This is a genomic window from Pedobacter borealis DSM 19626 (genome assembly GCF_000708285.2).
Lineage (GTDB): Bacteria > Bacteroidota > Bacteroidia > Sphingobacteriales > Sphingobacteriaceae > Pedobacter > Pedobacter borealis.
This window is the reverse complement of the sequence record NZ_JAUG01000005.1, coordinates 62,657-85,968: the sequence shown is the minus strand read 5'-3', so window position 1 is coordinate 85,968 and position 23,312 is coordinate 62,657. Positions and strand designations below refer to the sequence as shown.

At 41.5% G+C, this 23,312-nt stretch carries 20 protein-coding genes; 11 read left to right on the top strand and 9 right to left on the bottom strand.

Features of this window, described 5'->3' with window-relative positions; translation table 11 throughout:
• Positions 1-175: 175 nt before the first annotated feature.
• The gene (locus AW17_RS02895) at positions 176-1,024 is read right to left on the bottom strand and encodes an RteC domain-containing protein (RefSeq protein WP_029274604.1); all 849 of its coding nucleotides are present in this window, start codon (positions 1,022-1,024) and stop codon (positions 176-178) included.
• A 301-nt stretch (positions 1,025-1,325) separates the two neighbouring features.
• Positions 1,326-2,186, bottom strand: coding sequence for a LytTR family DNA-binding domain-containing protein (locus AW17_RS02890; protein WP_029274603.1), 861 nt, complete (start codon positions 2,184-2,186; stop codon positions 1,326-1,328).
• A 159-nt stretch (positions 2,187-2,345) separates the two neighbouring features.
• Between AW17_RS02890 and AW17_RS02885 the strand changes: the two genes are divergently transcribed.
• The 7 genes from AW17_RS02885 (at position 2,346) to AW17_RS02855 (ending at position 13,708) form a co-directional block, all read left to right on the top strand.
• Positions 2,346-2,741 (top strand): hypothetical protein, encoded by a 396-nt coding sequence (locus AW17_RS02885; protein WP_029274602.1) that lies wholly within the window; start codon positions 2,346-2,348, stop codon positions 2,739-2,741.
• Between the two features lie 219 nt (positions 2,742-2,960).
• Positions 2,961-3,560, top strand: coding sequence for an RNA polymerase sigma factor (locus AW17_RS02880; protein ID WP_051691601.1), 600 nt, complete (start codon positions 2,961-2,963; stop codon positions 3,558-3,560).
• Between the two features lie 151 nt (positions 3,561-3,711).
• A complete protein-coding gene (locus tag AW17_RS02875) occupies positions 3,712-6,747 on the top strand; it encodes an RICIN domain-containing protein (protein WP_029274599.1) in 3,036 nt (1,011 codons plus the stop codon).
• A gap of 199 nt (positions 6,748-6,946) precedes the next feature.
• Positions 6,947-8,122 carry a FecR family protein gene (locus tag AW17_RS02870; RefSeq protein ID WP_029274598.1) on the top strand — a complete coding sequence of 392 codons (1,176 nt, stop codon included), beginning with the start codon at positions 6,947-6,949 and terminating at the stop codon, positions 8,120-8,122.
• Positions 8,123-8,302: 180 nt separating this feature from the next.
• The gene (locus AW17_RS02865) at positions 8,303-11,704 is read left to right on the top strand and encodes a SusC/RagA family TonB-linked outer membrane protein (RefSeq protein ID WP_167343639.1); all 3,402 of its coding nucleotides are present in this window, start codon (positions 8,303-8,305) and stop codon (positions 11,702-11,704) included.
• Between the two features lie 4 nt (positions 11,705-11,708).
• Entirely contained in the window at positions 11,709-13,100 is a 1,392-nt protein-coding gene (locus AW17_RS02860) for a RagB/SusD family nutrient uptake outer membrane protein (RefSeq protein WP_157280198.1), read from the top strand.
• A gap of 11 nt (positions 13,101-13,111) precedes the next feature.
• On the top strand, positions 13,112-13,708 hold the full coding sequence (locus AW17_RS02855) for a TlpA family protein disulfide reductase (RefSeq protein ID WP_051691597.1): 597 nt from the start codon (positions 13,112-13,114) through the stop codon (positions 13,706-13,708).
• A gap of 47 nt (positions 13,709-13,755) precedes the next feature.
• On the opposite strand, the gene AW17_RS02850 is transcribed toward AW17_RS02855, so the two are convergent.
• Both AW17_RS02850 and AW17_RS24040 read right to left on the bottom strand, forming a co-directional pair.
• On the bottom strand, positions 13,756-14,061 hold the full coding sequence (locus AW17_RS02850; RefSeq protein ID WP_029274594.1) for a hypothetical protein: 306 nt from the start codon (positions 14,059-14,061) through the stop codon (positions 13,756-13,758).
• Positions 14,062-14,393: 332 nt separating this feature from the next.
• Entirely contained in the window at positions 14,394-14,537 is a 144-nt protein-coding gene (locus tag AW17_RS24040; RefSeq protein ID WP_157280197.1) for a hypothetical protein, read from the bottom strand.
• 129 nt (positions 14,538-14,666) lie between these two features.
• Between AW17_RS24040 and AW17_RS02845 the strand changes: the two genes are divergently transcribed.
• Both AW17_RS02845 and AW17_RS02840 read left to right on the top strand, forming a co-directional pair.
• Positions 14,667-15,659 (top strand): sensor histidine kinase, encoded by a 993-nt coding sequence (locus AW17_RS02845; RefSeq protein WP_157280196.1) that lies wholly within the window; start codon positions 14,667-14,669, stop codon positions 15,657-15,659.
• Positions 15,656-16,357 carry a LytR/AlgR family response regulator transcription factor gene (locus AW17_RS02840; protein ID WP_029274591.1) on the top strand — a complete coding sequence of 234 codons (702 nt, stop codon included), beginning with the start codon at positions 15,656-15,658 and terminating at the stop codon, positions 16,355-16,357. The genes AW17_RS02845 and AW17_RS02840 overlap by 4 nt, the downstream gene beginning before the upstream one ends.
• Positions 16,358-16,433: 76 nt before the next feature.
• Here the strand turns inward: AW17_RS02840 and AW17_RS02835 are convergent, their stop codons facing one another.
• From AW17_RS02835 to AW17_RS02820, 4 genes are all read right to left on the bottom strand, one after another.
• Positions 16,434-18,041 (bottom strand): O-antigen ligase family protein, encoded by a 1,608-nt coding sequence (locus AW17_RS02835; RefSeq protein WP_167343638.1) that lies wholly within the window; start codon positions 18,039-18,041, stop codon positions 16,434-16,436.
• Positions 18,042-18,210: 169 nt separating this feature from the next.
• A complete protein-coding gene (locus tag AW17_RS02830) occupies positions 18,211-20,097 on the bottom strand; it encodes a transglutaminase domain-containing protein (protein WP_157280195.1) in 1,887 nt (628 codons plus the stop codon).
• 111 nt (positions 20,098-20,208) lie between these two features.
• On the bottom strand, positions 20,209-20,736 hold the full coding sequence (locus AW17_RS02825) for a hypothetical protein (RefSeq protein ID WP_157280194.1): 528 nt from the start codon (positions 20,734-20,736) through the stop codon (positions 20,209-20,211).
• A 32-nt stretch (positions 20,737-20,768) separates the two neighbouring features.
• A complete protein-coding gene (locus tag AW17_RS02820) occupies positions 20,769-22,031 on the bottom strand; it encodes a hypothetical protein (RefSeq protein WP_029274587.1) in 1,263 nt (420 codons plus the stop codon).
• Between the two features lie 60 nt (positions 22,032-22,091).
• Between AW17_RS02820 and AW17_RS24035 the strand changes: the two genes are divergently transcribed.
• Positions 22,092-22,259: a hypothetical protein gene (locus AW17_RS24035; protein ID WP_157280193.1), complete on the top strand. Its 168-nt coding sequence runs from the start codon at positions 22,092-22,094 to the stop codon at positions 22,257-22,259.
• Between the two features lie 290 nt (positions 22,260-22,549).
• Positions 22,550-22,990: a hypothetical protein gene (locus AW17_RS02815; protein WP_029274586.1), complete on the top strand. Its 441-nt coding sequence runs from the start codon at positions 22,550-22,552 to the stop codon at positions 22,988-22,990.
• Positions 22,991-23,061: 71 nt separating this feature from the next.
• On the opposite strand, the gene AW17_RS02810 is transcribed toward AW17_RS02815, so the two are convergent.
• Complete coding sequence (locus AW17_RS02810) at positions 23,062-23,274, bottom strand: hypothetical protein (protein ID WP_029274585.1); 213 nt, start codon at positions 23,272-23,274, stop codon at positions 23,062-23,064.
• Between the last annotated feature and the right edge of the window lie 38 nt (positions 23,275-23,312).

The following is a 23,312-nucleotide window of genomic DNA, read 5'->3' as shown; positions in this document are numbered from 1 at the left end:
ATTTAATTTGGCTGAACACCAGCAATGGCCTGATTCGAATATAAAAAGGGCAATTTTCAAAATCGAAAATTGCCCTTTTTGGTATTATTAAAGATTTGAGGCAAATTTTATTTTGCGCCTCTTTTGAAAAAGAGACTTATGAGACAGCCTCCGTACCTCATAAGTAGGTTAAAATCTATCCGGAAAATCTCGGGAACTCATCGCTTTCATCCATCTTACGGATAACAAATTCTTTGAGCAGATCTATAAACGGGGTCCGGTTCTTTTTGCGGATACGGATAGCCTGATTAAAATAACCATAATAATTTGCGGCTTTTATCCTGAAACAATACTGGAGGTGGTCAAATACCTGCTTGAGCGTGGCATTGCCATTATTGAATACACCGGCTGCCTGCAGGGCGTAGCCGAGCTCATAAAACTGAGCCTTGCTGCCGGTAAACAGCGGGCCTGTTTCTAAAGATTGCCCATTTTCTGGATCATCCAGCGTCCGCAAATGGACCTGGAGAAAATCGATCAGGTCTTCCATCGCTTTTACCTTGGCCATCTTATAGCTGAATACATTGGAAAAGAGTGGATCGGAATCAACCGAATAATTGGGTACCATCGGTATATCTTCCGGTTCCCGGACAAACATCTTATGGTCGAGGTGGGATTTTTCCATCCGGTGATAAAGATAGATGAACCTGTTCCGCTCAAAATACTTTTGAGCCTGTTCTATCCAGTCAAGATAATATTTGCGTTGGGCATCATTGCCCCCAACAGGTTTTAAGGATTCGACATCGTAGACCTTCATAAAATAGACGACCTCCTTTAAAAAGGATGGTTTGATTTCTTTAAAAAATCTGATTTCTTCTGCCTCGTCTTTAAAGTTATATTCTTTGGTAAAGGTCTTTAGGTCGCGAAGGTGCCCGCAGGCAACCAGATAGGATTGTTCAGCTACATACAGAAGATCACCTGCTGATCGTCCGATACTCTGAAGCTCCTCCTGCATCTGCGAATACAGATTTGTGGTGAATAGTTCCATAACATAGGTATTTGGTAATTGATGTGATTAATTGGGTCAAATCTAGTTACCGCACCAGGGCGATGGCTAAGTTGTGGGTTTGAAATTTGGGTGAAATGGTAAAAAAAGTTCCCGAAATGCCAGATTTTACTGCGGAATGGTATTCAAATATCTGATCTCCGACATTGAAAATGCAAATTTATGGCGTAGCATAAAACAAATTTTGATAATTGTCATATACGCTATCTACTTATTGTTATCTGCAAACATCTTATCAAAATACGCAAACAAATGTGGATCGATTACCAGCAAAAGGGTGCGTTTACCGGTCCATCCACAGCCGGAAATTACGTGCAAGAAGCTTACTTGCACTAACCTGTTCTTTGTATGGCGGATTTAGGGTGACCCCGATCTTGCCGAAAGTCAGCGGCATAAAAGAAACGACGGCTTTGTGGCTGATAATCATATGTCTGGCTACCCTTAGGAAGTCCTGGCCGTCGAGCTGTTTTTCAATCTGATCGAGGCTTTGTGATAGCAGGTGATCAGCACCATGGAATAGACGAAGAAGCACATGCCCGTTATCCCGGAAGAAATAGGCAATATCGCCTGTCTGTACAGGAAAGCTCTTGGTTAAAGTATGAACTATAAAGACCTCTTTTGAGGTTTCCGTATCGTAGGTCTGACTGCCGCTTGTGTCCAGTGCAGTGCCTGCAATGGCCTTGTAGTATTTACTTTCCGCCAATAGATAGTATACGAGGTAATATGCATTAAAGAGCGTGATCAATGCCGCGATAAAAGGGAGCGCATAAAGGTGATAGTTGGTTTTTAAAATATTGACCCCGAAGTATGCAAAATATAGGGCGGCCAAAAAAAATGCCCCAAGGGTCGGGCAAATAACGCCAAAGATAAACTGGAGTATACCCCGCTTCAACGGTTTCTCATGCCATCCCAGCCTTACGTCAAGATAACAGGTACAGCGGTAGATATAACAGACAAGCAGCAATGTAATAACCAGGGTGGTTCCGAATTCGATGTAGTACATGCCTGTTAATAAGCGGCTGAGCCATGGCTCGTTTCCACCAAATTCTGTTACTATGTGTGCGGCTGCAAAGGATGCAATAATCCGGAGGGTAAGGTCATTGTATTTTATTTTTTTTCCCGTTGGGTAAGAGATGACTTCCATGAGCTAATCAGTAATTCGTACAACGTTCGCTTTCGGTTAAAACTTCAAAATAGGGAAAATATGTTTTGAGGATCGTAACATTCCGATTACACTCCTGTAAGTTTTTTTCAAGGATATGTATATTGATTTTCAATATATAACACCTAAAAAAAAACAATTATGCCTTTATACGACTTTACAAGCTCGGGGATAGGAGCTAAGCTAGCTGACCTGTATGTCCTGGACGACTCAGATCTATTAACGGAAGCCAGGGCTATGGCTACAGATATCGTAGCCTGGCTTTATGCCAATTTTAATCTAACCTTAAAGCAACAGGATTACATTGGAGGTGCGCCTGCTAAAGTAAAATTCTATTGGGGTGCGCAGTTCGGGGCGGCCATTATCGGCAGGTCGGTAATCTGGAAAGAAGATGTGCCAAATTATGGCCCACCTCGCAGGACCAAGCAGATCGTTGTTGCCGTTGGAGGCGGCAATACCTATTTTCCACCACTTACCGGTATCGGAGATCTCGGCGGGGCAACTACGTTATCGCTGAGTTATATTGTTGTGGATTAATATTAGTGTGCCCAGAAAAGGAAAGGGGCGCAAAGAATTGCAGCCCCGATCTATTAACGCTCTCGTTTCAAATATAGCTAACGGGTATTAGACTATCAATAGCAAAAGCATTTCGGCCATGCCAAAGTAATGTTCCGATTTGATATTTTTTATTCTGCCGAAAGACTTTTATTTGCCTTACATAATAATTATTTTTATATAATTGCAGGCTAACTATAAATGACCGCTTTAAATGCCACCGATGAAAAAGGCCTCCTCGAAAAAATAAAAAAGGGAGATGTGAAGGCCTTTGAGCAATTATATCTGCGGTATGACAAACAGCTTTTTTACAATATTCTCAAACTGGTCCGCATCAATGAAATCGCGGCAGAAATACATCAGGATGTATTCTTAAAATTATGGACGAACAGAAGCCGGATTGATCCGGACCGCCCTGTGACCGCCTTTTTGAAACAGATTGCCAGGAACATGGCTATTGATTTCTATCGCAAGGCGTCAAGGGACAGCTCGCTTCGGGAACAGATCGCCCTGACCATGACGGAATATCATGATCCTGTTAACGAGCATATCCTGTTAAAGGAAACAAATGAGGCATTGGAAGTTGCCATTAATAAACTACCAACGCAGCGCCAAAAGGTATTCCGATTGATCAAACTGGAGAATAAAACCTATGAATATGCTGCTGAACATTTCGGTGTTTCAATCGGTACAATAAAAGATCATATGGCTAAGGCGAGCCGGTTTCTCAAATCGGAGTTACTTACCCCTGAGGGCAAAATCGCCTCTTTCGTTTTAATTATAGCCGCATCTCAGTTATAAAGCAATAATTTCTGTATTATCCCGTCGGGTGTGTTTTGGCTTTGCCAAATCCAACAAAATGAATAAAATGGCACATGTATTATTATGGCTATGTATAATAATCATCACTACATTTAATAGCAATTAACCTCTTTAACTAAAATCCAAACCTATGGCAGATCCGAAATCATTCGGTTTACAACCGAACGCACAAACTACAACCTCGGGCATTGCCCTGGGGGAATGGTTCTATCTTCAATCAGAAATGTCCGATGGGTCGGGTGAAAGCGTACCCTTTGTAATGGCCTTGTCAGGGACTAGTTTTTCGGCTGGCACTGTAGTTGTTATTGAGCCGTTGCAAGCTAATTCGCCCGGCCAGCGATGGATGATGATTTCCCAGGGAGTTATCATCAATGCACTTAACCTTACCATGGCGCTAACTGCCGGCTCCTCGGCAGGCACTAACGTGACCATGCAACCCATCGTGCAGGGAGCAATCAATCAAATTTGGACGTTTCAAAACGGATTGCTGTCAACAGACGCTTCCGGAAGCGCTTTATATTTAAACGTCTATGGCGGTGGAAATTCAGCACCAGGTCAACCTTTGATTACATATGCACTTACCAGTGGAACAAATGAACTTTGGCAACTGATCCCCCTCAACGTTTCCGACCTGTGGTTCACTATACTGCCAATTACGACACCAGATAATCTACTTACGACTTCTCTAACTTTTGAGCTTTCAGTGGCACCAAAGACCGATCCCTGGAACCCGAGTGCTCAACCTACATTAACCCAGTTATGGCGAAGGACTATTGAGGGCTATATCCTCAGCGCAGCTAATCCAGACCTCGCGCTAACGGGAGGAATAACCGTCTCAGTAGCACCATTATGTATAGGAAACACCAACCAGCAATGGCAATGGGAATATGCCGAGTCTGAGTCCATACAGTCAGGCGGAGGGACAAAAAAAATTCCAGCTGGGACACTCTGGAACGTTGGACAAAATAAGTCGCTTTATGCGAATGGGGGGATGGTCGGGCTAGGTACGCAACCTCAAGGAACAGAGTTTAACTCTTGGTATATACTTCCTTATGCGATGCCATTTGGTCAGAGCACCACTATCAGAAATGTAACCGATTCAGGTGAAGCGGCAGGACTGTTCTTAACAATGCCAGAAAAGCCAGATAAGTCCAAAATTTTCCAGATTTCTACCGCTGCGCTTTCTGGTCAACAGGAGCTCACTATGTGGCAATACCAATATCCAGGGTATATCATAAACAGTGCATACCCGGATGTAGCCCTTTCTTTAGAGGTTGCCCCAGGCAGCACAATTGCAGCACCGATTTTTACTACTAATGTAGTTGCTTACCCGCTTCAAGCCAGTCCGCAGCGCTTCCAACTTTGGTCGATAACTCCAGAAGGATACATCATTAACCAACAAAACAACTCAGTGCTTACCGGATCAGCAACCAATTCATCAGTAACGGTAGGCGTTATGGCTGTCTCTCCTGCAACCCCTGAATCTTCATTCCAGGTTTGGGACTTTTCTCCTGGCATGGCCTTGCAAACAGTACTTGCCCAACCTTCGTATCCCTTTCCTGCTTGGACCGCTAACCAAAAAGACGCCTATAATTCAATTAGCTCGCAGCTTGGTGTACCAAGCGGAATTCGTACACAGTACGTAAACCTTGCAGCGCCTTTAAATAGTTACCAGTCTAGTATGAACCTGATGGTCACAGGTTTACTCAATGGTGGGACTTTACCAGGTGGAGTGATACCTACCCAGCTACAGATAGAAGACCTCCATAGTGTGGCAATTCAATTGAACAAAGAAATAACGGCTGTCAGCGCGACCCAGTTATTATTCCAACAGATGACAACACTTTTTCTCTCCCTTAGCCAGGCACAGGAAATGATGCTTTCTGAACTGATAACGCTCTGTGCTCTGCCACAGGGATTGCAAACAAAAATACCTCCGCAAAAAAAGAAAAGGCCATGGCTGGGAGACCTGGTTGAGGGCCTGCTCTATGCAGGAATGAACGTAGCAGGCAGTTTCGTAGGTGATCCTGACGCAGGGACAGAGGCTTCGGACCTCGCAAAATTCACCAAGAATGGTTTACCCTGCATCGCTAATCTAATGTCTGCAGGATGGGCTACCGCCCAGGGGGCAAAACAGGATGGTTCCCTGACAGCGAAATACGTAACAGCCCTTCAAAAAGCGGAACAGAATTTCTATAACTATGAAATGACCGTTGCTGAGATACAACAAGAGCTTCTTAACGAATTTGAAGCAGTAGTTTCTGCTTTGGGTAAGATTGAAACATTTATCCTTTCGGATTGGGGTAAGCTTCATGCGGTATATCAGATGACTAACAGCTTAGGGCATATATCATCCCTTTTCTGGCCCTCAACGATGAGTGCGATGAATATCAATCAGATGTTGACCGGATATACCATTGGGGTGCTAAGAACCCTTTTGCCAGCAAACGCCGCCAATGTGATCAAAGCTACGATGCACACGAATTACCAGGCTTCATCACCACTTCCTCCCGGATTGCAAAGTAATGGTTCATTTGTTGAAAATAATAATGATGGCACGCAGAATGTTTTTACAACAACGGTAAACCAGGAGATAATGGATATGCTCTGGAACTATGGTATTACTCCATTTTGCTTTTTTAAGGGACTGGACGGATGGCATCTTCCGGTGCAATATCAACAGATGGTAGGTACAAAGACACAGGGAGTACCAGCAGGGGCCAGCGTTATTGTAACGGTGGAAAATTTCACCAATAGTCAGCTAACACTTACTTTAACACTTGGTTCTTTAGTGGGGAAAGGAAGCTATTTTAGCTATCCGTTTGAGTATACTGCCCAAACCTATTTGATTGCGCCGCATGGCGTACAGCAATTCGCGGGAGCTTCCTGGTGTTATCTCAATCCATCAAATAAAGAGGATGATCCACTATCTCTGCAGGGTTCCTCAAGTAGTAGTGGAATTCAAATAACTGCTGACGGCCAAACGGTAATGACCGTTGGGGTTACAAATTCATACTCCATATTTGGAGGAGGGACTTATCCTGCCCCAGCCAGCATCACCTTTTCTAAAATTGCCTTTGACTCTGAATATGACTGTAAAATTTCACAAAGTGTTACACCATCGGGTATGGTTTTAGCAACAATATCAGTCTCCTCCGCGAATTGATTATTTTTAATGATCTACCATAAGAAGCTCGCTTCTTGCACGGCCCCCAAAAGTTAAACACTTTCTGGGGGTCTCTTTATTGCATTACTGGGATTGTTTACTATTTACCTTCTATGGGTTATCGCATCTTTTCTAAAAAAGTTTAGCCAGAGCATAGACTTTCCTAATCCCGTTCGTAATGGATATAAACGGTTATCCTATGCAAGATTTCAAACTACTTTATGAAAAATATCTCGAGGGGAAAAGCTCGCCCGAAGAGATTGAACAATTGATGAAGCATTTTGAGGTTTCCGACACTGCCGTGTTAGCCGAAATGATCGATGAAACGTTAGATACCAAATTAACCACTGGAAACGATAAGTCTGAAATTGAAACTCTGCTTGCACGCAATCACATTTCGGTTATGAAAGCGGTCAGAAAGAAAGGCATGAGCGTCAGTCTTTATATCAAAATTCTTGCCGCTGCTATTGTAACATTGGTCATCGGATATATATTCCTCGTCCTAACAGGGACTCTCAGGCCCGTTACTCGTCCTTCAGGTTACGGAAAAACAATCGAAGTTTTGCCTGGTGGCAACCGGGCAACACTTACGCTCTCAGATGGCCGTACCATAAACCTTACGGATGCTACGAATGGCAAACTCGTAACCGATCAGGGCGCAGCAATTGAAAAGACTGCTGACGGCCAGATCATCTATACCCCAACAGACATGCAACCATTATCGTCCCTATATAACAAGGTTTCAACCCCGAGGGGCGGGCAGTACGCTGTGCTGCTACCAGATGGTTCTAAAGTATGGCTCAACGCCGGTTCAAGCCTAAGATATCCGGTTTCCTTTTATGGCTTAAAAGAACGAAGGATAGAGCTCGAAGGCGAAGCCTACTTTGTGGTTGCAAAAGATAAGTTCCATCCCTTTATCGTCAGCACAAAAAAACAGACAGTTACAGTTCTGGGTACACACTTCAACATAAACGGTTATAGTGATGAGCCCTATTTAGTTACCACACTTGAAGAAGGAAAGGTAAAAGTGGAATCAGGCGGTGTGTCATTGAACATCAGCCCTGGCGAAAAAACTGTCCTATCCTCCGAGGGAAACATGGAAGTTCAGCATGCTGATCTGGAAAGTGCGCTGGCCTGGAAAAACGGCAAGATATATTTTAAGGATGCGGATATCAAAAGCATCATGCGGCAGGTATCGAGATGGTATAATATCGATGTAGAATTTGAGGGAAAATTATCTGCAAAGCTTTACAGCGGTGGTATCTACCGAGATGCGAAGCTTTCGAACCTACTTGAGATCCTAGAGGAAAATAAGATCCACTTTGAACTTACCGAACCCGTAAAAGGCAAAAAATTATTAACCGTTCGTCCCTGATAATAAATAACGGATTGTATCACCTAAACCCGATTGTATGAAGCAATAAAAGAAGAGAAGTTTTAGTTAATGATTCCCCCAATATAAAAAGCCGGTACCGTGGCAAGACGGTTCCGGCAAATTTGGGGGTGATTCATGTCAGCACAACCAACATTTTATCAACCAACCAAAACCAAAAGTATGAATTTTTACACATGCTTTCACAACGCTAATTGCGAAAAGTGGAAGCGTATCTGTATGCGCATTCCGATAGACAAACCGGATGTACTGTTCAGATATTCAACAGCAATCTATATGCGGATAAACATCACTGTTTTTTTTCTCGCATTCTTTTGCCTTCACTCACCTGCCGCTGCTTATGGTCAGGGTATAACCATTTCCGTAAAGAAGGCTCCGCTCGAAAATGTTTTCAAGATGATTGAAAAACAGAGCGGTTATCTTTTCTGGTGCGAAAAAGAACTGCTGCAAAAGACCCGTCCCGTTGACGTTGCAATCACCAATGCTACACTGGAACAGGCGCTCGATGCCTGTTTAAAGGACCAGGCACTTACTTATGCAATTAAGGGGAAAACCATAATTATAAAGGCCAAAGAAAAGGTTGTTGGATCAACCAGGGAAATTAAAATTTCCGGACGGGTTGTAGACGAAAAAGGAGTTCCAATACCCAATGTGTCTGTCCGGCAGAAAAAAACGGATCACGCCACCGCAACCGATAAAGAAGGTAAATTTCAGATCGAGGTTACCAACGAAAACACAACCTTGCAATTTACCTGTGTTGGATATGAGATGCAGGAAATTCAGGCAGGAGAAGCACTGGTTGTTAAACTGATTTCTAGCACATCCAAGCTGGATGAGGTACAGGTAATCGCTTATGGAACAACGACACGCAGGCTCAATACCGGATCTGTGTTTACGGTAACTGCAAAAGATATTGAGAGCCAACCCGTAAGTAATCCTTTGGCTGCCTTACAGGGAAGGGTTCCCGGTATGGTCGTAACCCAAACCAGTGGTGTTGCTGGATCAGCCTTTAAAGTACAAATACGTGGACAATCATCACTCGACCCCAGTTTATCTCAAAACAACCCTTTGTTTATTATCGATGGCGTTCCGTTTGAGTCTGGTAATTCCGTATCAAACCAGCTAACCTCTGCTGCGAACAATCCCACTTCCACGAATAACGGTGGCCTTAGCCCGCTCAACACTATTAATTCGCAGGACATTGAGAGTATTGATATACTTAAAGATGCTGACGCAACTTCCATATATGGAAGCCGAGGGGCAAATGGTGTCATCATAATAACAACAAAAAAAGGAAAGTCCGGCGGCACCTTGATAAGTTTAAATGCAAATTCAGGATTTAGTCAGATCGGCAGATCAATGCAGCTTTTAAATACACAGCAGTACGTACAAATGAGAAAAGAGGCGTTCGCAAATGACGGCCTGACTCCAAGCCAACTGTCAAGCGACCCGGGGTATGCCCCTGACATCATGCTGTGGGATACTACACGGTATACCGATTTTAAAGACCTGCTTATCGGACGGACAGCACATGCAACAAATGCACAGGCCACTATTTCCGGAGGTAATGATTTTACACAGTTTCGCATTGGTTCTGGTTACCAAAGGCAGACTTCTGTTTATCCAGTGGATTTTGCAGATAATGTAGCGTCAGTAAATTTCAGTATCAATCATAAATCCCAGAACCAAAAATTTAAGATTGCATTAACCGGCATGTACGCCAACGACAAAAACACGCTCCCGCAGGTCGACTTAACCAGATATTTAAATCTGCCGCCTAACCTTCGGCTGTACGATGAAAACGGTAAGTTGAGTTGGGATGAGGCCGGAGTGGTATTCAATACTGTTAACAGCCATCTTAATCCATTGGGCATGCTCAATCAAAGATATGTTTCCCGTAATGAAAACTTATCGGGCAATTTCAATTTGAACTATAGCGTTGTTACCGGTCTGGATATAAGGCTGAATTTGGGATATAATAGGTTTGGCTCGGATGAAGTATCCATACAGCCATCCACTTCTATTGATCCGTATCTAAGCGCTTTCGTTCTGCCATCTGCATATTTCGCCAACTCTAAAAACGAGAACTGGATCATTGAGCCGCAGATCAATTACAACAGATCAACAAAAGCGGGAACTTTTAACATTCTCATTGGAAACACAACCCAGGATAAATCCGGCCTGCTCACCTATCAGTATGGGTCTAACTACAACTCTGACCTGTTGTTAAATTCCATTGCTGCAGCGGGCGCTATTAAGGCTACAAACGACAGGACAAAATATAGATATGCAGCTTTTTTTGCAAGGTTTAATTACAATTACCTTGACCGCTACATCCTAAATCTCGCAGCGCGCAGAGATGGCTCCAGCCGTTTCGGCCCCGATCAGCAAAATGCAAATTTTGGCTCCATTGGAGCAGCATGGCTATTCTCCAATGAGAAATTTGTCAAAGATAAATTTAGTTATTTGAGCTTTGGTAAAATAAGGGCTAGCTATGGTACGACAGGAAACGATCAAATTGGAGATTATAAGTTTTTGAATTTATGGAGCAGCACACCCAACCCATATAATAACATATCGGGGTTGTATCCAAGAAGCCTTTATAATCCGGAATACAGCTGGGAAATAAATAAAAAGTTTGAAGTCTCACTCGATCTTGGCTTTTTAAACGATAAACTACTGTTCTCCTCAACATACTATTTAAACCGGTGCAACAATCAGCTTATCAACTATAATTTACCGACACAGACGGGATTCGCAAACGTTGTAAAAAACTTCCCAGGACTCGTGCAAAATTCAGGATGGGAATTTACTGTGACCAGTAAAAATTTTAACGGTAATGTTTTTAAATGGAATACTTCTTTCAATATCTCAATTCCTAAGAACAAGCTCGTTTCCTTTCCAGGACTGGCCTCCTCTACTTATAGTGCCAGGTACTTAGAAGGGAAATCTCTTAGTATAATAAAGGGCTATCGGTACCTTGGCGTTGATCCACAGACCGGAGTGTATTCCTTTGAGGATCTAAACAAAGACGGACAGTTTACCACCGCCGGAGATTATCAGGTTTTCGGTAACACAGACCCTAAATTCTTTGGAGGATTACAAAACAACCTTACCTACAAAAATTTCGAATTCTGCTTCTTCTTCCAGATAGTTGGTCAGACAGGCGCTAATTATATTAGTCAATTGAGTTTCACCGCTCCGGGACTAGTATATAACCAACCTTCGTTGGTATTACACCGCTGGCAGCGGCCTGGGGATGAAGCCGAAATTCAAAGGTTCACTGCAAAGCCAAGTGCTGTATCCGGTGCGGTTGGGCGTGTTGCATTGTCAAACGGTCAATATACAGATGCTTCGTTTATAAAACTGCGAAATGTTTCCCTGTCTTATCGTTTGCCAAAAGGGTTATTGGACCGTTTTCGTATCGGTATGTGCAGGGTCTATATGGAAGCGCAGAACCTACTGACCATAACTGGCTATAAAGGCTCTGATCCGGAAACCCAGGACTTTTTTGTCCTGCCACCTTTAAGAACTGTGGTTGCAGGTTTTCAACTTAATTTTTAAAATCATGAAACGAAAAAAAATACCTTTCAATATTGTGATAGCTGCGATGACAGCAGTCATGTTCTCATCTTGCAAGAAATTTTTGCAGATTGACCCTCCTGAGACCCAGGCAGAGTTAAGCAGGATATTTACCGATGATCAAACTGCAATATCGGCAACGGTTGGCTTGTATACGCAATTTACCACCAGCGGGCTTAACTTCTGCAATTCAGGATTAACGTTATATCCCGCTCAATCTGCTGATGAAGTTTATAACGTAAGCCAAAGCGCAAACGATGAAACCTTTAGATCAAATTCCTTATTATCCAGCAGCAGTATTGTGAGGGCAATGTTTTGGACTAATCCATATAAAAACATATACCAGGCGAATGCAGTTCTCGAAGGACTTAGTTCCTCGCTGACTTTAACGCCAGCTATCAAATCCCAACTCTTGGGAGAGATGCTTTATATAAGGGCGCTGCATTACTTCTATCTGGTAAACCTATATGGAGATGTTCCCCTGCTGAAGTCGACCGATTTTGAAATAAACAGTTTGATGCCCAGAACATCTGTTCAAGCGGTGTATAAACAAATTATCGAGGATTTATTAATGTCCAGAGATTTGTTGACCCCAACGTTTGTTTCTTCCGTTAGCACAAGGCCAAACAAAGGTGCGGTCTGTGGGTTGTTAGCACGCGTATATTTATACCAGCAAAATTGGGAAGCAGCCGAATCAATCGCCTCGGAGGTAATTTCTTCAGGTAAGTTCACTTTGGAAACCCTGCCGACTGTCTTTATTGGAACGTCAAAAGAGTCTCTGTTTTCGATTACCAAAACAACTGGAAATTCTGTGGACGGTACTTTATTTATACCTTCTTCAGGTACCGTACGGCCAACCTATGCTTTAACCGACCAGCTTTTTGCTGCATTCAGTTCAATTGATAACAGGAAGGTCAATTGGTTAAAGAGCAATACAGTTGCAGGCACGACCTATTTTTATCCGAATAAATACAAAGTGCGCGCTTCAACACCGATAACAGAATCTTTGATCGTTCAAAGGTTAGCAGAGATTTATCTGATACGGGCGGAAGCCAGGGCTAATCTCAATAAGCTCAGCGAAGGGATCGATGACCTGGATATGATCCGAAGCCGGGCAGGGCTGCCGAAAATCAAAATTACTAATCCCACCATAGGTAAAGAAGACCTGCTTACTGCAATCGGTAAGGAAAGGCAATTAGAGTTATTCTGCGAGTGGGGCCATCGCTGGTTTGATCTTAAGCGACTCGGCAAAGTAGATGCAGTCCTTGCTCCCATAAAGGGCGTTACCTGGAATAGAGGGGATGCATTCTATCCAATTCCGCAAACTGAAATTCAAAGAAATCCGAATCTTATACAAAACGATGGCTATGCCAATTAATCTTAAAAATCATGAAAACAATAAAACTATTGATACTACTAATATTCTCATTTAATTTTGTGAATGCTCAGATACCAATTAAGGATCTGCCGGTTATCGGCAAAAAATGCCCCGATTTTTATTTAAGTGACATAAACTACTTCACAAGCAAAACCGCCACCCTGTCTGATTTTAAAGGAAAGTGGCTGATACTTGATTTTTGGAACCGCTATTGTACCGTTTGTCTAAACTCAATGCCAAAAATGAGTAACCTTCAAAGCAACTTCAAGGGAAAAGCACAGGTCGTGATGGTTGGCTATACCGGTTCAAAATATTATAAATCTGCGAAAGAGCCTGATGACAAACAGATTCGCAAATTGTACGAAATGAATCGAGAAGAGTTCAAATTGAGTTTAACTGTTGCTTACGACTCTGTTCTTTTTTCCAAATTTGATATCGGATCCTGCCCTTATATAGTAGTTGCAAATCCTGACGGTATTGTAAAGGCAATAACTTCCAGAATTTCGGAAGCGCAACTGGATAGCCTTATGAGGGACCTGGAAATTCATCCGCGCAGGGTGTACAATTCAACAGAGTCCAGAGAAAGAAAAAGACAGGCCACACAATAAAATAAGGACAGCGTCATTGGCTGTCCTTATTTCTTACCTGTTGATTATTATTCTTCGTCTGTTTTTACCTGTTCTGTTCCAGGTGCATCTGTTTCGGATGTAACTGGGGACATAAAACCCCGGATGCAGTCCCTGCTGGTTCCTTCGTCACATGGAGAGTCGAAGTTAGACTGTTCATCGTGGGCAACAAGAGGTTCGGTTGCTTTGACATAACCGTTCAGGTAAGCAGGGTTGTCATAAGAAACCTTGTACCAGTACAAAATTGCTCCGGATTTTGTTTCTGTTTTGGTAGAGCCAGCAAAAGAGGCTACGGCGAAGCCCAGTAAAAGGGCGGAGAAAAACACTTTTTTCATTTGATTTGATTTTAGAATTAAAAAAATGGTTGTGGTGCTTTTGCCGCCTCAGAGAGTGGCTTTTATAAGCGGTGAGGAATCGTGTTCATTAATTATTTAAAACCCAGATTTTAAACTCAAAAAATTGAGTTTTTCACCTGTTAAGCAACGGTTACAGGGTGGAATTACGAATCGTACTTTATTTAATTTTATGCGTTAATAAATGCCTGTTAAAATAGGGTTTGTGATTTCTAACTCGAAGGTAGATGTGCCTGAACCAAAAGAAAAATGACATGGCACGAAAACAAATTAGTCGGCACCAAAGTGGCTGATGCCGACACGAAAATGTTAAACTAATCTTCGCAGCCTCTGCTTTGTGTTGGGCTTCCTGTGGTTAAGACTGTTGTTGATGCTGCCTTTAACCCATGGATTAGGGCATTTACGGATTTGAATACGAACAGCGTTCTTTTTTGTGGGACAATTCTTTGTGTTTTCATGATGCTGGGTTATTGTCTATTGATCAGTCCAATAATAATAAAACCATTGACTTCATTCAAAACGTTCGGCACCAAAATTTACATAAGAGCACCAAAGTGCCATATGGCAGCACCAATCTATATCATGTTATGACCCTCACTAATACGACAAAGCGGATACTGAGCCATCTTGGCTTTATATTTTTATACATGGTCAATGATGCGACCGTGGTTATGCAGGGTGGCAGTAAACCAGGCCTATGGGACTTTGCTTTTTTCTTCGCTGCAGACATTGGACTGTTCTACTCATTGGCCTATTTAGTATTTCCTCTATTCAGAAAGCGAAGCTGGAGATGGGTAATTGGGATTATTGCCATTCCAATAGCCTGGGCGTTATTTTTATGGCTTTACAATGCTTTTAATGAAATCCTTAATGTTATTTATTCAAGCCGGGCAGCGATCCACTTTGGTAAGGCCCATTATTTCCTGTATCTATACCGTGCTGTATTCATTTCAATTTTGGCGCTGTTATTTCACATTGGCAGGGTCAATGTGGCGGTCATCAAAGAGAAAATGCGGCTTGCAAATGCATTGATGAAGGCTCAGATCAGCCCGCATTTCCTTTTTAATACCCTCAACTCGATTTACTCCACAATAGACCGAAGGCCGGAAAAGGCGAAACAATCGGTTATGATCCTCTCCGATATTTTGCGTTACAACCTCGGCGAAGCAGATACAGATGGGCTCGTCCCTTTAGTAGACGAATTACTCCAAATCGAGAGATATATAAGCCTTTGGAAATTGAAGAAGCCTGGCGTGAAGATATCCCTGCTTCTTTCAGTGCCCGAGCAAACGAAACTTTCAGTGCCTCCGCTGGTATTGCTGACACTGGTCGAAAACATGTTCCAGCATGGGATGCTTGCAGATATGGCGTTCCCTGCCTCTGTATCTGCGGCGGTTATCGGTGGCTGGTTCACCTTCCGGACAGAAAACGAGATCCGGGTCGATACGGATTCCAGAGGTTATGGAATTGGAATCAACAATTCCATCGCGCGGCTGAAAGCCGCCTATGGTAAGAATTTTAAGTTAAGTACCGCAGTAACCGGGAACCGCTTTGTCGTGGATTTAAAAATCAAGCTATGAATGCCAAGGTTTATATTGTAGATGATGATCAATCTGTGATCGATATGATCAGTGACTATGTTTCTCAGACCACTGGTCTGGAGCTACTGGGTGCAACAACCCAACCCGTGCATGCGCTGAATATGATTACGCGGTACGCTATCAAACCTGATATTGTGTTCTTGGATATAGAAATGCCAGGGATGCAGGGTGACCAGATAGCGCCGCTCTTAATGCCGTTTACGGAAGTCGTTTTTATAACAGGACATGATGCTTATGCCTTGCAGGCTTATAACCTTAATATGGTAGATTACCTGCACAAGCCGTTCGACTATGCCAGGTTTTTACAGGCCGTCAACAAGGTACTCGCTAAGCTCAGCTTGCGTGATCGTTTACCGCTATCGACGGCTGGCAAGAGCCTATTCCTGAAAATCGGCGGAAGTCTTGTGAAGATTCCAGAGCAGGAGGTTATCATGGTAGAGAGCGAACGCCATAAGGTTAAGGTTTATACAGACACCGATATCTATACGACCTACATTTCCATTGCTGAAATGGCTGCGGCATTGGATTCCTCGAATTTTATGCGGATCAATAAGAGTTATATCATAAATCTTGAAAAAATAGTCAACGTTGAAGGCAATGAGGTCATGCTGGAAAAAGGCTTTCGCGCTTCCATTGGGCCTACATATAAAAATGAATTTATCAAACGCATCCGTTGAGGATTGAACCGAGGAGAACTTGAGAATTTATACCCGCATGGTGCCCTTACACCAGATGTCAAACAGACGTGATATTTTAATTGACCCTATTTATATTTAGGAATTCCCTTGAGTATGACTTATAGCTATCTATTGTGATAGAGGGAATTTTTACCGGATAGTCCGCTATTTTCTTTGCCATAGACAAAGCTTTATTTTTAAAACCAAAATCTTGGTACAAGAGCAAAAGCTGAAACTTCGGAGAGAATTTAGCAGGATGCATAAATTCAGCTGTCTGGTAGCATGATTCTGCGTTCTTAAAATCATTTATCACTTTATAATTATTTCCAAGATAGATATATAGATCTGTAGTGCTCATGAACAAACTCGCCCTTTTTAGCAAAGAAAGGCTCTGCTCATAATCCCCAGCCCTATATAACTCTGCTCCGTAGTTGTATAAAAAATCACTTTTGTTAAGCAGCTCCTCCCGAGCCTTCTTATAAAACGGATCTGCATGGTCCATATCGGCCACTACAGCTATGTGTGCACCATTTTCCCAGCTGTCCAACGCGATAACCCTTCTATATTCTTTTATAGAAAATACAAAAAGCAGGCAAAGCCCTGCACTATACAGAAAAATTGAAGCAGCCTTTCCTGGATTAATGAAAAACATTGATTTGCTATTACCCGATACTATCGCACCGAAGAACACAACATTGATCATTACGGAAAGGGTATGAAAGGGATAAGAAAATAATGCGCAAGTTAAGATCGAAACAAGTCCTCCTAATGCACCAATATGAACATGATAGTATTGATCATTGGCAATAGACTTTCGAGTACGAAAAAAACTAAAAATAATTAAACCAACAATGATCAGCCCTATTGCACCAAGCTCAACAAATACAGTGATGAATTCGTTAAAGGCGAAGTAATTATCATTCGCTAACTGCTTTTTTGATAAAGATATATTATGTGCCTTTATATAGTTGCTCTGGTAAATATTATAATTGGTTCTAAAACTCTCCGGGCCATGGCCAAAAATTGGCTTCGACTTTATCATCTGCCAGCTAACTTCATAGATAAAGAAACGCCCATCTACTGAATCCGGGTTTCGGTTATATAGGGCCCTGCCGGACAACCAACAGATAACGGTTATTATTGAAATCAACAGCAGCTTGCGGCCAATTGTGCTAGCTTTTTGGACCGCTATCGTTCGAAACGCGTCGATCCTGGATAAGACAATACCTATCCCTAAAATAGTTGCGATAGTAGCTGTACGTGCATGGCAGGTAAACAGTACATAGGTACATAAAACAAAAGTTGCCATTGTCAGCACAAAAAATATCTTTGAATATAGTTTGTCTTTCTTTTCAAGCAAGAGCGAAAAAATAAAAGGGATTACCGATGCAAAATAATTGGCGTTTTCACCGGTGTTAATAGCTGATCCATTTTTCAAGAAGAACACCCCTGAAAACAGCTGCAGGTTGCAGATATGAACTATAGCAGTCAATAAAGTCAGAAGAACAAAAGACCAAGATAAAGTCCTAAGGCTGTCAGCAGAATTTTTAAACACAAAAAACAGGAATAGAAGCAGGCATGAAAAGAAAAGATATCGCATATCCGGGTTTTGAGAGATGCTGACCTGGAATGTAATAAGGATCACCAATGAAATCCCAATTGCCGATGGTAGATCAATATTCAAATTGGTGTCGGAACTAAAATTTGAATATTTCCATACCACTAGACATACGAAGAATAGAAGACTGGAAAACACCAGATAATGATTATCGTACTCTAAAAACCTGTTCCGGTATCTTTCCAGGACAAACAGATGCGTTAGGAATACAAGTGAAAGAACTAACGCCAGAAATCTAGAACCAGATCTGTTTGCCATTTTCATAGAGAAAAATCCTTTCTTCCTTACCGGCTGTCAGGTTTCTAAGCAACAACAAAGCATTGCCCGGAACTTTTTTAACCATTAGGTAATCGGTTATTGCCCGTTGCTTGCCCAGCGTAACCCATTTGCCATCCCAGTAATACAGTTCATACTCCATGCCCTTTTCGATATTGTTCCCATCATTACGCGGACTGTAGCCAACATGTGTAATGTATTTGCTCTGGTCAAAAGCCAATCCGATCCATTCTCTGTCATAATCATCTTTTAACGGCGTATGTATAAACTTATCCCATTTTCCATCAAATGCTATGACTAGATCTTCATTATTTACCTTCGCAGACTTTATTGGTGATCCTTTTATAGGCACTGCCGATTGATTGCAGAAAAATGAAATTTCGCCAAGAGAACCAAAACAACTATCTGGGAATAGATACCTGACATACCTGTAGTCTTTTGACTTATCCACTTTGGATATATGATACTTAAGAGCAATAGTATCTGGAATAATGAAAATAGTTTCACGATCACTAAAATCTGATCTATTCGCCCCTTCAAACCTTCCTTTTCCCATCAAAGTCATCCACCACTGTTTTATTTTGGTCAGTGGATATTTTCTCTCCAACCGGACTGTCTGTGTGGTTTGATTAAGCGTTATAAAATGGATTTTTCCTGATTTATCGATATAGACCGGATCGGACAAGGGTGACAGAGAATTATCAACTATCGAACAGGGCAGATAAACAATTTCTCTTCCCATCTTTTCGAAGAGGTATTTGTCCTTATTCTCTTTTGCCCCGAAAACAGGCACCCATCTGGTGTCGTCAAATACAGCCAGAAACACATTGCTGGCGGGGTATTTCTTAACTTTGGGAATAGATAAATCGGTAGTAACGCAAAATAAGGATGTCGCATCAGATCCGAACGGTCGTCCCAAAACCGTGGAAAGGCCATCATCAAATTGAAGCAGGGATTGGTTTTGAACAGAAAAATGCTGCTCAAAAATCTTGGATGCTTTATTTCTGATTTCATTTTTTCCAGGGGAAAGCTCTCCACCTAAAAAATCTATAAATTTTCCGTTCGTATCCAGCACAGCACTGAAATCATGCCCCATACTTCTGTCTCCCCACTGTGGGATAACTTCATGTGCAACTGGGATGCCCATTGCCCTCATTGCAAAATTGGCAATACCTGCCTGATCCAAACATCTGCCCATCTTCGCCCTTAATAGATTTAAAGGGCCAATTGCGCTAGGATAAACCTTGAATCCTTCATTAAATCTGAACCATTTCTTGATATCGTTATTTATGATGGAGCAAGCTTTAACCGGATCGCGGCTGTTGCCCATGGAATCTATCAGCCATTTAAATTTTTCCATATAGACCGACCTCCATGATTCTACTGGTTCATCCTGAAAACGATAGGGCAGTATATATTCACAAAACTCTTGAAAAGTAAGGTGCCTTGCCCATGGAAATTCCCAAGCTGCAAATGCACAATCGATATTTTCAATTAGAACTTCTGCAGAAATAATCCTATGGTCGAATTCCTTCTTTAGAGTCCCGGGATGCGGAATGCCGTTTATTCTCATTATTGAATCTGCCCATGAATCTATTAATGGAAAATGTATGTTACCTACAAATGGGGTCTGTTTTTCTCTTTGCTCGATCCTGTCAAAAATAGTATTAAAAGACTCTAACGATTTACCTTTATAAGTAAAATGATACCGCATATTTTCAATTAGAAAATATGCGGCTTTTAACTTTAATGAATCGGATTCCCCTGAATAATGAGAAATTACCTTTTCAAGCTCTTCGCGGTTTTCGGCCGCTGTAACAAGGGTTTTTTGTACACCGACGGGCATTTTTTTGATTCCAGATTTGCATGCGACAATAAAAATCAGAAATAAAACAATAAAAATCTTAAAATCGCATTTCAATCTTCTGATATCCATTAGGTACCCTCAAATTTTATCTTAATCTATTGGCTGCCGAAGCAATTTCTCAATGTGCTCTTTGGGCAGAGGGTAAAAAATATTGACCTCTGAACCAGAAAACCGTATTTCAAAGTCTGAGTATGACCAATAGAGAGACTGATAGGATACATCATTTATTTCTGTGGAATATTCTGTTGAAACCTCCGTATTATGTTTCCCATAAACGTTTGTCAGTATATCTTTGATCGACTGATGATTAGAGGTTTTGAAATTAATCTTTATCGCTTTAACTCCATCTTTTGGACTTATCGCCAGAAGCAGATCGAAAGGAACCTTTTCCATCCCTTTGAAGACATAGTCTTTTGATATCAATTTTTTATACTCATAACCTTCATGCGCGGGCGAATCCATTATCGATAGATATTCCATAAAGCCTTCTGTAGTTGATGTATCAATGTCAATCAGGTCAGATTCTATATCGGTCGAAGCCTTTGATCCCATATGTAACAGATTTAACCCTTTAGCTGAAAAGCTAATCTGCTTGGCTGAAGTATCACCTGTAAACATTATCGTTATCATTATAAGGTTAAAAATCATCATTAGAAACACCCCCAGCCCATGCCAAATATTGAAGGGTAAGTTGCAGTTACTATATCTGTAGTTGGAACCACAATATTCAAACCTGGATTGTCGCTAACACGACCTCCAGCCGCTTCCATTCCAGCTTTAAGTGTGTTCATATAAATTACGTTGATCGCATCTACCATATAGTTATCTTTGAATGCTTGCTTTGCTGCTTTCTCAGCATTTTCAACCGCAAGCGAGGTGATACTCTGCGCTATTTCATAGGTAATATTGTTTCCATTCGCCTTTAATACAGGTAATCCAAAGTACAGGGTGCCGAATGCAAGGGTAACAGGAGGACGCGGAGGAACATTTGCTACTGGCACGTCTACCAATCTTGTATGGAGATTTTTAAGAGCAGCAACCTGCCATCCGCCCTCGTATTTTATATCTCCTATCTGTCCTATTTCTGCCGTTACTTTGGTTACATAATGATAAGATTCATAACATGGCGGAGGTGCATTAGTCGATGCAGCTGTAGTGGTTGAACTTCCAGAGTTTGAAGATTCACAGGTCTTGCCTACGAATGTCTCGCTAAGTACCTGACCTGTATTGGCATCCCATGTTGTCCAATACCAATTGGTGCAGTTTTCGCCATCGGCTTCTCCCTGTGTGCTAAATGTAGAAGGTAAACCTTGCCCGAACTTACTGCTAGACAGTTTCTTATTCGCGATATTGTCACCATCATATTGGTTGAATGCTGACGAACTAACAAACTGTGAACCTACGTTGGAATTTAAATTACCGTCTTTTATTGATGCTCCAATCAGATATCTGTTATGTATATCATATACAAAAATAGCCCCCAACTTAAGATCGGGAACAGTTTGATTTTTGTATTTTAAAATAAGCTGTTGCCCTTGGTTCTTGATGGCTTGAGCATCTCCAAGTATCTTGACAATGTTGCCCGTTTTTATTCCCGTTGAATTTCCAGTAAACAAAAAGGACGTTAACATACCAACCTGCGGATTGTCTGTGTTATTCCCACTGCTAGCCGGAACAATAACCACATCTTCCCCGAATTTGGATTTTTGGACCTCAGCTTCTTCCCAGAGCGGCGATGTATTTGACTTTGTGGAACCGTTTTTTAGAATACTCTGGTTGTACCAAGATTTTGCTTTGTCTATAGCTAAAGTTTCCTGGTCACTTTTTTGGTTATTGGAATCCTTTTTACAAGAGATGACAAATACTGTTATAGCGATAAGCGCTAAACACAGCAGAGAGAAAAATTTTTTCATAATAGGTAGTGTTCGATAGTTAATTTAAAATTTCACGTTTATAAGATATTACGTTGTTGTATGGCCAAATATACATTTGGAAATATTAAAATGCAACTAAAAAATAAGTTATATTTATTTTTAGCAATATATTTGATGCAGAATGGGGAAAAAGCGCGATCAAAACCGCAAATCTTTAATAAAAATGTCCAAATTATTGGGGCTTATAAAAATCAGGGCATTCCCTAAATCTTTGTTCGCGAAGAACCCGTAGCACTTTTAAATACAGCGATTGCTTAAATAAGAGACGCTGTCCATTTGTGAAAGGGTAATAATCTTTGTCTTTGCAAAAAAAATGGCGTATCTGGCCCTTGTTGAGCAGGACGCAGTTAAAGCAAAGTATTGGGCTACCTACTTCACCGTCTATTCGAATCATACCTGATAACAATCCATTAGTTAGTTCTGAAGTTTTGAAGTCATCTAAATTTTATCGTATTTTATTTTAGAGAATCAAAGGTCACTACAAAACAAAACTCAATATGGGTGCAGTACGAATGTATTTCAAGAAAGGAATGGACAGCTGGGAGTATGGGTATTTTACCATTCAGTTATGGCTAAAGGCCCTTACGAAACAAGTATCCCTTGATGATAAAGAAATCATATTAAAAACCTGGAAAGAAGATGATATCGATGGCCTGCTGAAACAGTTTCGAAATGGAGAGGTCACATTCAGCCTAAAACAATCAATGCGTTTCCTGTTGATCACAAATGAAATATCCAAACGGATGGTTTCAGCAACTGATGATGTATCAAATTGGATATTCGGAATAGTACAAGAGAAAACCAATAGGTTTAAGGATTTCAAGGAATTTGAAACATACTATTTATACTATGCTTCGGCCTGTCTGGAGAAGACCCGGGATGAATTTGACAAGGAGCCTACTTTGCGTGGAGGGCTTGATAAATGGCTCAACAAATAGGATAGACTGCATCTAGTCAAATCAATTTGGGATGGGCATCTTAATATTTCAAGGGCAACGGGTGAATTAGATCATGCCCCTATAGCGGCAATTGTTGACGCTAACAATCCTTTCCCTAACTGATAACGGTTGTTCTGATGGTTTACCCATTCACCGTCTTTATCTTTTACGAGTACATAGGTTGTACTATACATCTCGAGTATGATCTCTGAAGCTAATATGCTTTTCACCGCGTAAAAATATTCCCGGTGTTCAAAAATTGTAGAAGTTTTTTTTGATTCCATGCATTATAATTTAGTTTACCCAATGAATCACCTACCGC

What these genes read in the sequence shown, in the direction of transcription:
- AW17_RS02895 (WP_029274604.1), bottom strand. Translation starts at nt 1,024, where the DNA reads ATGGAACTATTCACCACAAATCTGTATTCGCAGATGCAGGAGGAGCTT.
- AW17_RS02890 (WP_029274603.1), bottom strand. Translation starts at nt 2,186, where the DNA reads ATGGAAGTCATCTCTTACCCAACGGGAAAAAAAATAAAATACAATGAC.
- AW17_RS02885 (WP_029274602.1), top strand. Translation starts at nt 2,346, where the DNA reads ATGCCTTTATACGACTTTACAAGCTCGGGGATAGGAGCTAAGCTAGCT.
- AW17_RS02880 (WP_051691601.1), top strand. Translation starts at nt 2,961, where the DNA reads ATGACCGCTTTAAATGCCACCGATGAAAAAGGCCTCCTCGAAAAAATA.
- AW17_RS02875 (WP_029274599.1), top strand. Translation starts at nt 3,712, where the DNA reads ATGGCAGATCCGAAATCATTCGGTTTACAACCGAACGCACAAACTACA.
- AW17_RS02870 (WP_029274598.1), top strand. Translation starts at nt 6,947, where the DNA reads ATGCAAGATTTCAAACTACTTTATGAAAAATATCTCGAGGGGAAAAGC.
- AW17_RS02865 (WP_167343639.1), top strand. Translation starts at nt 8,303, where the DNA reads ATGAATTTTTACACATGCTTTCACAACGCTAATTGCGAAAAGTGGAAG.
- AW17_RS02860 (WP_157280198.1), top strand. Translation starts at nt 11,709, where the DNA reads ATGAAACGAAAAAAAATACCTTTCAATATTGTGATAGCTGCGATGACA.
- AW17_RS02855 (WP_051691597.1), top strand. Translation starts at nt 13,112, where the DNA reads ATGAAAACAATAAAACTATTGATACTACTAATATTCTCATTTAATTTT.
- AW17_RS02850 (WP_029274594.1), bottom strand. Translation starts at nt 14,061, where the DNA reads ATGAAAAAAGTGTTTTTCTCCGCCCTTTTACTGGGCTTCGCCGTAGCC.
- AW17_RS24040 (WP_157280197.1), bottom strand. Translation starts at nt 14,537, where the DNA reads ATGAAAACACAAAGAATTGTCCCACAAAAAAGAACGCTGTTCGTATTC.
- AW17_RS02845 (WP_157280196.1), top strand. Translation starts at nt 14,667, where the DNA reads ATGACCCTCACTAATACGACAAAGCGGATACTGAGCCATCTTGGCTTT.
- AW17_RS02840 (WP_029274591.1), top strand. Translation starts at nt 15,656, where the DNA reads ATGAATGCCAAGGTTTATATTGTAGATGATGATCAATCTGTGATCGAT.
- AW17_RS02830 (WP_157280195.1), bottom strand. Translation starts at nt 20,097, where the DNA reads ATGCCCGTCGGTGTACAAAAAACCCTTGTTACAGCGGCCGAAAACCGC.
- AW17_RS02825 (WP_157280194.1), bottom strand. Translation starts at nt 20,736, where the DNA reads ATGTTTACAGGTGATACTTCAGCCAAGCAGATTAGCTTTTCAGCTAAA.
- AW17_RS02820 (WP_029274587.1), bottom strand. Translation starts at nt 22,031, where the DNA reads ATGAAAAAATTTTTCTCTCTGCTGTGTTTAGCGCTTATCGCTATAACA.
- AW17_RS24035 (WP_157280193.1), top strand. Translation starts at nt 22,092, where the DNA reads ATGGCCAAATATACATTTGGAAATATTAAAATGCAACTAAAAAATAAG.
- AW17_RS02815 (WP_029274586.1), top strand. Translation starts at nt 22,550, where the DNA reads ATGGGTGCAGTACGAATGTATTTCAAGAAAGGAATGGACAGCTGGGAG.
- AW17_RS02810 (WP_029274585.1), bottom strand. Translation starts at nt 23,274, where the DNA reads ATGGAATCAAAAAAAACTTCTACAATTTTTGAACACCGGGAATATTTT.